Source organism: Actinospineispora acaciae DSM 45401 (assembly GCF_000620785.1).
Classification (GTDB): Bacteria; Actinomycetota; Actinomycetes; order Mycobacteriales; family Pseudonocardiaceae; genus Pseudonocardia; species Pseudonocardia acaciae.
Window position 1 is genome coordinate 319,025 of sequence record NZ_JIAI01000010.1, and the last position, 9,975, is coordinate 328,999.

The 9,975-nt window shown below is 71.3% G+C and carries 8 protein-coding genes; 7 read left to right on the forward strand and 1 reads right to left on the reverse strand.

Annotated features, from left to right (window positions below; all coding sequences use genetic code 11):
• The first annotated feature begins 29 nt into the window (after window positions 1-29).
• From N912_RS56625 to N912_RS0135295, 5 genes are read left to right on the forward strand one after another with little or no spacing between them, the layout of a single operon-like run.
• On the forward strand, window positions 30-551 hold the full coding sequence (locus N912_RS56625) for a winged helix-turn-helix transcriptional regulator (protein ID WP_037068145.1): 522 nt from the start codon (window positions 30-32) through the stop codon (window positions 549-551).
• A 35-nt stretch (window positions 552-586) separates the two neighbouring features.
• Entirely contained in the window at window positions 587-1,246 is a 660-nt protein-coding gene (locus N912_RS0135280) for a DUF899 domain-containing protein (protein WP_028926129.1), read from the forward strand.
• An 8-nt stretch (window positions 1,247-1,254) separates the two neighbouring features.
• Entirely contained in the window at window positions 1,255-1,599 is a 345-nt protein-coding gene (locus tag N912_RS0135285) for an ArsR/SmtB family transcription factor (RefSeq protein ID WP_028926130.1), read from the forward strand.
• Window positions 1,596-2,051 carry an SRPBCC family protein gene (locus N912_RS0135290; RefSeq protein ID WP_028926131.1) on the forward strand — a complete coding sequence of 152 codons (456 nt, stop codon included), beginning with the start codon at window positions 1,596-1,598 and terminating at the stop codon, window positions 2,049-2,051. The genes N912_RS0135285 and N912_RS0135290 overlap by 4 nt, the downstream gene beginning before the upstream one ends.
• Entirely contained in the window at window positions 2,048-2,962 is a 915-nt protein-coding gene (locus N912_RS0135295; protein WP_028926132.1) for an aldo/keto reductase, read from the forward strand. Before N912_RS0135290 ends, N912_RS0135295 begins: the two co-directional genes overlap by 4 nt.
• Before the next feature lie 26 nt (window positions 2,963-2,988).
• Here N912_RS0135295 and N912_RS0135300 read toward each other — a convergent pair whose 3' ends face one another.
• A complete protein-coding gene (locus N912_RS0135300) occupies window positions 2,989-3,735 on the reverse strand; it encodes a Clp protease N-terminal domain-containing protein (RefSeq protein WP_028926133.1) in 747 nt (248 codons plus the stop codon).
• Between the two features lie 199 nt (window positions 3,736-3,934).
• Here N912_RS0135300 and N912_RS0135305 point away from each other — a divergent pair, with 199 nt between their 5' ends.
• Window positions 3,935-5,230: an aspartate kinase gene (locus tag N912_RS0135305; RefSeq protein ID WP_051581240.1), complete on the forward strand. Its 1,296-nt coding sequence runs from the start codon at window positions 3,935-3,937 to the stop codon at window positions 5,228-5,230.
• A 147-nt stretch (window positions 5,231-5,377) separates the two neighbouring features.
• Window positions 5,378-9,799, forward strand: a complete 4,422-nt coding sequence (locus N912_RS56630; protein WP_064745479.1) for a Pls/PosA family non-ribosomal peptide synthetase — start codon at window positions 5,378-5,380, stop codon at window positions 9,797-9,799.
• Window positions 9,800-9,975 lie beyond the last annotated feature (176 nt).

Genomic DNA, 9,975 nt, shown 5'->3' on the forward strand with positions numbered 1-9,975 from the left:
TTCAGTGAGTCAACCCATAGGATGACCTCGTGCAACGAACCAGCTTCGCCCAGATGCACTGCTCGATCGCGCAGACCCTGGAGATCGTCGGAGAGTGGTGGACGCCGCTGATCCTGCGCGACGTCCACCTCGGACTGCACCGCTTCGACGACATCGCCGAGGACCTCGGGATCTCCCGCAACCTGCTCACCCGCCGGCTCGCCTACCTGGTCGAGCACGACATCCTGGAGCGACGGCCCTACCAGACCCGCCCGGTCCGCCACGAGTACCACCTGACCGAGGCCGGCCGGGACCTGGCGCCCGCCCTGCTGGTCCTGATGGCCTGGGGCGACCGGCACGCGACCCCGCCGGGCGGCCCGCCGCTGCGCGTGGTGCACCGCGCCTGCGGCCACCGCTTCACCCCCGAGGTGACCTGCTCGTCCTGCGGTGAGCCGGTCACCGGCCGGGACATCGAGGCGCAACCGGGCCCCGGCGCGGCCGCCGCCCCCGGCACCCGGGTGCTGGCCCGCTTGACACCCGGCCCACCTGCCGTATATAAACCAAGTAGTTAATAAACTACTCGGTTAAACACGGAAGGAGCACGACGATGGACCTGCCACAGGTGGTCTCCGAGCAGGAATGGCAGCGGGCGCGGGCCGAGCTGCTGGTCAAGGAGAAGGAGATGACCCGGGCGCTGGACGCCCTGGCCGGCGAGCGCAGGCGGCTGCCGATGGTCGCCTGGGACGCCGGCTACGAGTTCGACGGCCCGGACGGCAGGGCCACCCTGCTGGACCTGTTCGAGGGCCGCCGCCAGCTGATCGTGTACCACTTCATGATGGAAGCCGGCTCGGACCACCGCTGCCCCGGCTGCTCGATCATCGCGGACAACATCGGACACCTCGCGCACCTGCACGCCAGGGACACCACGCTGGTGATGACCTCGCCGGCGCCGCTGGCCCAGCTCACCGAGTACAAACAGCGGATGGGCTGGACGGTGCCGTGGTACTCCGCGTACGGCAGCACGTTCTCCGCCGACTGCGGCGCCCCGAAGTACCACGGGATCAGCGTGTTCCTGCGCGACGGCGACAACGTCTACCGCACCTACTTCACCAACGGCCGGGGCGGCGACCAGCTGATCGGCACGCTGCGCTACCTGGACCTGACGGCGCTGGGCCGCCAGGAGGCCTGGGAGCCGAACAGCCGGGGCACCGACGGCCCCGGACACTGGTGGAAGCTGCACGACAGCTACGAGACCGCCGCCAACTAAAGGCCGACATGCCCGACACCGCCACCGACCCGCTCAGCGCCACGCTGGCCGCGCTCGCCGACCCCACCCGGCGGGCGATCCTGGCGCGGCTGTCCGCCGGCGAGGCCACCCTCACCGAGCTGGCCACGCCGTTCGAGATGAGCGTCCCGGCGGTGGCCAAGCACCTCAAGGTGCTCGAACGCGCCGGCCTGATCACCCGGGGGCGCGCGGCCCAGGCCAAGCCGTGCCGGCTGGCCGCCGGCCCGCTGGCCGACGTGGCCACCTGGGTGCTCGGCTACCGGCGGTTCTGGGACGAGGGCTTCGACCGCCTGGACGAACATTTGCGACGGCTACAGGACGGAGACCGAGAATGACCGCCGCCGGCCGGGAGCTGACCATCACCCGCGCCTTCGACGCGCCCCGCGAGCTGGTGTTCCGGGCCTGGACCGACCCCGAGCACCTGGCCCTGTGGTGGGGACCGGCCGGGGCGACGACGATGTCCGCCGAGTCCGAGCCCCGGGTCGGTGGCCGGTGGCGGATCCGCATCGGCCACCCCGAGCTGGACGCCGACCAGTGGGCCGGCGGCGTCTACCTGGAGCTGCGCGCGCCCGAGCGGCTGGTGTTCACGTTCGCCTGGGAGCGGCCGCCGGGCACCAGGGTCGACGAGTCGGTGATCACCATCGGCCTTGCCGACCAGGACGGCAAGACGGTCATGACGTTCCACCAGGCCGCCTTCGGCACCGCCGAGGAACGCGACGCCCACGCCGACGGCTGGTCGGGGGGCTTCGACAACCTGGCCGCGCACCTCGCGACGATGGGTACGTGAACGCGAGCGAACGGCTGGGCCTCGGGCTGGCCGCACTGGGCCGCCCGGCGTACATCAACCTGGGCCGGACCGACGCGCTGCCGCCCGACCGCACGGTGGACGAGCTGCGCGCGGCCAGCTGGGAGGTGCTGGACGCCGGGTACGCCGCCGGGCTGCGCTGGGTGGACGTGGCCCGCTCGTACGGCCGGGCCGAGGAGTTCTTGGCCGGCTGGCTGGCGGCACGCGGCCACCGCGACGTGACGGTGTCCAGCAAGTGGGGCTACGCCTACGTCGGCGGCTGGCGGCTGGACGCGCCGGTGCACGAGCAGAAGGAACACTCGCTGGCCCGGTTCCGCGCCCAGTTGGACGAGTCGCGCCGACTCCTTGGCGAGCGCCTGGCCCTCTACCAGGTGCACTCGCTGACGCCCGACAGCCCGCTCCTGACCGACCGCGAGCTGCTCGCCGCCATGGTCGACTCCGGCCTGCCGCTGGGTTTCTCCACGTCCGGCCCGAACCAGGCCGACACCATCGCCCGCGCCATGGACCTGGAGGTGTTCACCGCGGTCCAGTCCACCTGGAACCCCCTAGAACCCTCGGCCGCCGCCCGCCTGGCCGAGGCCCACGCCGCCGGCCTGCGCGTCCTGGTCAAAGAACCCCTGGCCAACGGCCGCCTAGCGGTGAACGCGCCGGAGCCCGTACTCAAACTGGCCGCCCGTTACCGCACCACCCCCGACGCCATATCCCTGGCCGCCGCCCTCTCCCAACCCTGGGCCGACACCGTCCTCCTAGGCCCGTCCTCCGTCGACCAACTGCACGCCAACCTAACCGCCCGGTCCGTAACCCTCACCCAGTCCGACCTAGCCGACCTGGCCAAGCTCGCCGAACCCCCACCCACCTACTGGACCACCCGCGCCTCCCTCCCCTGGATCTGACCACCCGCCCGCCCGCGCGCGCACCGTCACCGCGAGTCGGGGTTTTCGTCAGGGTGAGTCGGGGTTTTCGTCAGCCGCCCGAGCGCCTCGGTGACGTTGGCCTCGACGCCGGCCTTGTCGATGCCCAGCTCGGTGAGCACCCCCGCGCCGTCCTCCTGCTCCAACAGCGCGAGCAGCATGTGCTCGGTGCCGATGTAGTTGTGGCCCAGCCGCAGCGCCTCCCGGAACGTCAGCTCCAGGGCCTTGCGGGCCGCCGCGTCGAACGGCACCAGCGCGGGCATCTCCGCGGCCGCCGGCGGCAGCTTCGCCGTCGCGGCCCGCCGCACCTCCTCCAGCGCCACGCCCCGCGACACGATCGCCCGCGCCGCCAGCGCCTCCGGCTCGGCCAGCAGCCCGAGCACCAGGTGCTCCGGCCGGATCTCCGCGCTGCTCGCCGCCCGGGCCTCGTTCTGCGCGGCCACCACGGCGTTCCTGGCCCGGGGGGTGAACCGGCTGAACCCCTGGCTCGCGTCGAGCTCGCTCTTCGGCACGAACCGTTTCTGCGCCGCCTGCTTGGTGACGCCCATGCTCTGGCCGATCTCCGTCCAGGACGCCCCGGAGCGGCGGGCCTGGTCCACGAAGTGGCCGATCAGGTGGTCGGCCAGCTCGCCGAGGTGGTCGGCCGCAATGACCGCGTCGGAGAGCTGTTCGAGCGGGTCGTTGTGCGCCTTCTTGATGGCGCCGATCAGGTCGTCGAGCCGCACCTGGCCGGCCACCGGCGTTGGGTCCGTCATGCCGTCAACCATAGGTTGACGCACCCGCGAGCGTCAACCAGAAGTTGACGCGATCTTGTCTGGGGCCTTCCCTACCCGAGTTTGACGGGATGGCACCCGGCGATCGGGGGCGCTCCCTGTCGCCCGGGACCGCACCACAACGGCAACCTCTGATAGCGACGCCGAGGGTTCGCGTCGGCGCCGGATCGAGGAGGAAGCGATGAGCACGTCGGCCGCCATGCGACTGGACACCCGGGACGACCTGGGCACCCGCGACGACCGGCGGCGCACGCTGGTGTGGAAGTTCGGCGGCACGTCCGTCGCGGACCACGACCGGCTGCGGGCCGTCGCCGGCCGGATGGTCGACGCGCAGCGTGCCGGCCACCGGGTGGTCGCTGTACTGTCGGCGATGGGCAAGGCCACCGACGAGCTGTCCGGGATGGCCTACGAAATGTCCGCTCGCCCGCCGATGCGCGAGATGGATGCGCTGCTCGCGGTCGGCGAGTCGATCTCCTGCGCACTCGCCGCGATGGCGGTGCACGAGCTCGGTTCCTACGCCGTGTCGCTGACCGGCGCCCAGGCCGGCGTGCTGACCGACGGCATGCACGGCAACGCCAGGCTGCGCGACGTCCGCCCGGACCGGGTCGTCGCCGCGCTGGAGGAGGGAGCGATCGTGCTGGTGACCGGGTTCCAGGGGGTCTCGCCGGACGGCGAGGTCACCACGCTCGGCCGGGGTGGCTCGGACGCGTCCGCGGTCGCGGTGGCCGCCGGGCTGGGCCTGACCGAATGCGAGATCTTCACCGACGTGCCGGCCGTGTTCACCGCCGACCCACGGGTGGTTCCCGGCGCGCGGCCGCTGCCCGCGTTGCGCCACGAGGAGATGCTGGAGCTGGCCGAGGCCGGCGCCGGCGTGCTGCAGCCCCGGTCGGTCGAGCTGGCCGCCGCGCACGGCGTGGACATCCACCTGCGCTCCAGCTTCAGCTCCCAGGAAGGTACCTGGATCCGGCGTGGAGCTCCGGACGCGGGCGCGGAGAACACGACGGTGGCCGGCGTCGCGCACCGGTTCCAGGAGCCGCTGTACTCCGCGCGCGGCGTCACCCCCGCCGGCGTCACCACGGCGCTGGCCGGGCGGGGCGCGGCGGTGGGCGCGATCGTGCCGGACGGCTCCGAGGACACCGTGCGGTTCACCGTGCCCGGCGTCGACCCCGCCGAGGTGGCCGCCGCCATCGCCGACCTGGGCGTGCCGGTGCAGACCGAGCAGGAGCTGGGCACCGTGAGCGTGGTCAGCCTGGGCATCGCCCGCAAGCCGGGCATCGTCGCCCGCGCGCTGGCCACCCTGGAGCGGGCCGGGATCGAGGCCCGGTTCGTGACCACCACGCCCGGCCGGGTGTCGGTGCACGTGGCCTCCGGCGAGGTCGCCGACGCGGTCCGGCTGCTGCACGACACGTTCATCCCGACCGACGCCGACGCCGACGCCACCGCCGACGAGCCCGACCCCGTGCCGGCGGCCGCCTGACCAGCGCCGACGGGCGACCATGGGTAGGGCTGGCCCTACCCCCACTCCGGGGGTCAGCCCATCCGTTCCGGGGGCACGCACGATCGTCCCCCGGCCGTCCCGCGACCACACTCGATGCACACGCCGAAGACCGCTCAGGGAGACGCCATGACGAGCACCCAGCTCGCCAACCTACCGTCCACCGACCGGCTGGTCCTGGTCGCGCACGACTCCCCGCACGGCTGGCGGGCGCGCCGGGGTGAGCGGATGGACCACCTGTTCGAGGAGCGCTGCGACTGGAACCGCACGTACGGCCGCTCCGACCAGCTCGCCGTCGACTCCGAAGAGCTGTCGCTGACCTACGACCAGCTCGACGCCCGCGCCAACCAGCTCGCCCGCTACCTGCGGCTGCGCGGCGTCAACGCCGGCGAGCGGATCGCGCTGCTGTTCGACCAGCCGGTGTACTCCTACCTCGGCATGCTGGCCGTGCTCAAGGTCAACGCCGCGTACGTGCCGCTGGACGTCGGCTTCCCGTCCGACCGGATGGCGTACATCATCGAAGACGCGAACGTCTCCCTGGTCCTGTCCATGTCCAGCGTCACCGAACGAGTCCCGGACGTCCACGAGCTCGGCGCCGAGGTCCTGTTCATCGACCAGGCCGCCCCGCTCATCGAGGAGCAGCGCCACGAGCGGCTGCTGAACTTCGAACGCGGTGTCGCGACCGACGAGCTGGCGTACATCATCTACACCTCCGGCTCCACCGGCCGCCCCAAGGGCGTCGCGATCGACCACCCCAGCATCTGCAACTTCATCCGGGTCGCCGCCGAGGTCTACGGCATCCGCTCCCGCGACCGGGTCTACCAGGGCCTGACCATCGCCTTCGACTTCTCCGTGGAGGAGATCTGGGTGCCCTGGCTGGCCGGCGCCACCCTGGTCCCCAAGCCGCGCGGCGCCAGCCTGCTCGGCGCCGACCTGCACGAGTTCCTGACCAGCCGCCGCATCACCGCCATGTGCTGCGTGCCCACGCTGCTGGCCACCATCGAGGAGGACCTGCCGCTGCTGCGATTCCTGCTGGTCTCCGGCGAGGCCTGCCCGCAGGACCTGATCGCCCGCTGGCACCGCCCCGGCCGGCGGTTCCTCAACGTCTACGGCCCGACCGAGGCCACCGTCACCGCGACCTGGAGCGAGGTGCACCCGGACAAGCCGGTCACCATCGGCGTCCCGCTGCCCACCTACGCCACCGTCATCCTGGACACCGAGGACCCGTACCGCGCGCTGCCGCACGGCGAGGTCGGCGAGATCGGCATCGCCGGCATCGGCCTGGCCTGCGGTTACCTCAACCGCGAGGACCTGACCGAGAAGGCGTTCATCAACGACTTCCTGGACATCCCCGCCAACCCGTCCGGGCGGATCTACCGCACCGGCGACCTGGGCCGGGTCAACGAGGACGGCGAGATCGAGTACCAGGGCCGGATCGACCTGCAGGTCAAGATCCGCGGCTACCGGATCGAGCTGACCGAGATCGAGTCCGTGCTGCTGCAGGTGCCCGGCATCGCCCAGGCCGTGGTGGACACCTACGAGCCGGTGCCCGGCACCATCGAGCTGGTCGGCTACTACAGCCTGCGCACCGACACCGCCTCGGTGGACGAGGAGAAGATCTTCGAGCTGCTGCGCGAGCGGCTGCCGTCGTACATGGTGCCCGCCTACCTGGAGTACCTCGACGTCATCCCGATGACGACCAGCGACAAGGCCGACCGCAAGAACCTGCCGCCGCCCGGGCAGCGCAAGATGCGCGCGCCGGTCGGCGAGGTGGTGGCCGCCGCCAGCAACACCGAGCAGATCCTGGCCGACGCGCTGGCCACCACCCTGGGCCTGGACGAGGTCTCGGTGGACAGCCACTTCTTCGAGGAGCTGGGCGCAAACTCGCTGCTCATGGCCCAGTTCTCGGCGCGGCTGCGCAAGCAGCACGGGCTGCCGGGGATCTCGATGAAGGAGATGTACCTCAACCCGACGGTCCGCCAGCTCGCCGCGCTGCTCGGCGACGCGGCCCCAACCTCGGCCCCCGGATCGGGGTCGTCGGTGGCGGCGGGGGCGGGGAAGGGGGCCGCCCCCGCCGGCCCCGCCTCGGCCGCTCGCCCGGTGCCCCCGGGCAGCTCGGCGCGCTACACGCTCACCGGGGTGGCCCAGCTGCTGGTGTTCCTGGCCGGTGTCGCGCTGGCCGGCCTGCTGCTGCACCTGGGCTTCCGGTGGCTCTCCACGGCCCCCGACCTCGGGCAGCTGTACCTGCGCGCGGCGATGTTCGGCGCGGGCGTGTTCGCCGGGCTGGTGGTGCTGCCGATCCTGGCCAAGTGGCTGCTGGTGGACGCCTGGAAGCCCACCGAGATACGCCTGTGGAGCGTGGCTTACCTACGGTTCTGGCTGGTCAAGACGCTGGTGCGGACGAACCCGATGGTGCTGTTCGCCGGCTCCCCGCTGTACCTGGTTTACCTGCGCGCGCTGGGCGCCAAGATCGGCCGCAACGTGGTGATCCGGTCGAAGGTGGTCCCGGTGGTGACGGACCTGCTGGACATCGGCGACGACACCGTGATCCACAAGAACTGCTCGTTCACCGGGTACCGGGTCGAGGCCGGCGTGGTGCGGACCGGGTCGATCACCCTGGGCAACGACGTGCTGGTCGGCGAGGCGACGGTGCTGGACGTCAACACCTCCATGTTCGACGGCGCGCAGCTCGGGCACACCTCGTCGCTGCACGAGGGCCAGTGGGTGCCGGCCGGCCAGGTCTGGCACGGCTCGCCGGCCGAGCCCACCACGGCGAACTACCGCACGATGCCGCTGGAGCACGCCGGTTCCGCCCGCAAGGTGCTGTTCAGCGCGCTGCAACTGCTCGGCGTGCTGGTGCTCGCCCCGCTCGCGCTGGGTATCGGGGTGCTGCTGGTCACCAAGGTCCCGGTGCTGGCCGAGCTGCTCTCCGGCACCAGCGCGCGGCTGGCCACGCCCGGCTTCTACGTCATGCTGGCGGCCGCGTCGATGCTGGTCTTCCTCGGCGGGCTGGTGGCCGCGCTGCTGGTGATGTTCACCGTGCCGAGGCTGCTGAACGTGTTCCTGAAGCCCGACCGCTCGTACCCGCTCTACGGCTTCCACTACATCGTGGCCTCGGCGGTCTCCGGGCTGACCAACTCCAAGTTCTTCATGCTTCTGTTGGGCGACAGCTCGTTCATCGTCCGGTACGTGGTCGGGCTGGGCTACGACCTGTCCCGGGTGGAGCAGACCGGCTCCAACTTCGGCACCGAGATGAACCACGACTCGCCGTTCCTGACCAGGATCGGCACCGGCACCATGGTGTCCGACGGCCTGTCGGTGATGAACGCCGACTACTCCAGCACCGCGTTCCGGCTCTCCCAGGTCACCGTCGGGGAGAACAACTTCCTGGGCAACAACATCGCGTTCCCGGCCGAGGCGCGTACCGGCGCGAACGTCCTGCTGGCCACCAAGGTGATGGTCCCGGTGGACGGCCCGGTGCGGGAGAACGTGGGCCTGCTCGGCTCGCCGTGCTTCGAGATCCCGCGCTCGCCGGCCCGCGACGACGAGCTGGACTACCTCAACGACCCCGCCGAGGTCCGCCGCCGGCTGGCCGCGAAGAACCGCCACAACGCCCGCACCATCGCCACCGTGCTGCTGCTGCGCTGGATCGGGTTCCTGGCCACCTTGCTGATCGGCGTGGTGGGCCTGCATTTGTACGGCCGTTTTGGTCCGTTCGCCATCGGCGGGGCGTTGGTGGCGGCAGTGGTGGTGAACGTGGTCTACGGCGCGCTGCTCGAACGCGCGGTGCTCGGGTTCCGGCCGCTGACCCCGCAGTTCTGCTCGATCTACGACAAGTACTTCTGGGGGCACGAGCGACTGTGGAAGGTTTACACCACGCCCGCGCTGGGCGGCACGCCGTTCCAGAGCATGCTGTGGCGGTTGGCCGGGGTGCGCATGGGGCGGCGGGTCTTCGACGACGGCGCGGCGATGCCGGAGAAGTCTCTGGTCACCATTGGTGACGACGCCGTGTTGAACGCGGGGTCCGTGATCCAGTGCCACTCCCTGGAGGACGGGTACTTCAAGTCCGGGTACACCACGGTGGGGGCTGGCTGCACCATTGGCGTCAAGGCGTTCGTGCACTATGGCGTCACGATGGGGGATGGCTCCGCTCTGGAGGCCGATGCCTTCTTGATGAAGGGCGAGGAGGTCACGCCCTGGACCCGCTGGCGGGGCAACCCGGCGACCGAGGTCCGGGCCGCCCTGCCGGTGCCCGAGACCGCGGCGGTGCCCGTGCCGGCGCCGGTGGCCGCCGCCGCGCTGGCACCAACAACGGCGTTCACGCCGAGGCCGCCGGCGCCGCGTGTCGAACCGCCCACCGTGGCGATCCCCGCGGCATCGGTGCAGCGGCCTAGGACGGTGGACTCTCCGACCGTCGCGCTGGCCCCCGTCCCGAAGGCCGCGTTCATCCCACCGCCCGCACCGAGCGTCCCCCAGTTACTGGATCGGATCACCCAGCTCGAAAAGGCGTTGGACGCGATGGAGAAGAGGATGAGGGACGCTGGTTCGTGATCGTGCGTGTCGTTATTTGTTTCGTTCGAAAATCGCTGGCGCGATTTCCGACGACCTGAGTTTGTAGGTTGCTTGGTGCCGTCCCCGGCTGGTGGCTGGGCGCGTCAGGTGGGTTCGGTTGCGTCCCGTCTGTAGACGGGACCACAGCCAGATGACCACGCTGGGTCTGGCTTCCC

Excerpts from the sequence above, each read along its gene's own strand:
- N912_RS0135285 (WP_028926130.1), top strand. The coding sequence starts at position 1,255 with ATGCCCGACACCGCCACCGACCCGCTCAGCGCCACGCTGGCCGCGCTC.
- N912_RS0135300 (WP_028926133.1), bottom strand. The coding sequence starts at position 3,735 with ATGACGGACCCAACGCCGGTGGCCGGCCAGGTGCGGCTCGACGACCTG.
- N912_RS0135305 (WP_051581240.1), top strand. The coding sequence starts at position 3,935 with ATGAGCACGTCGGCCGCCATGCGACTGGACACCCGGGACGACCTGGGC.
- N912_RS56630 (WP_064745479.1), top strand. The coding sequence starts at position 5,378 with ATGACGAGCACCCAGCTCGCCAACCTACCGTCCACCGACCGGCTGGTC.
- N912_RS0135290 (WP_028926131.1), top strand. The coding sequence starts at position 1,596 with ATGACCGCCGCCGGCCGGGAGCTGACCATCACCCGCGCCTTCGACGCG.
- N912_RS0135280 (WP_028926129.1), top strand. The coding sequence starts at position 587 with ATGGACCTGCCACAGGTGGTCTCCGAGCAGGAATGGCAGCGGGCGCGG.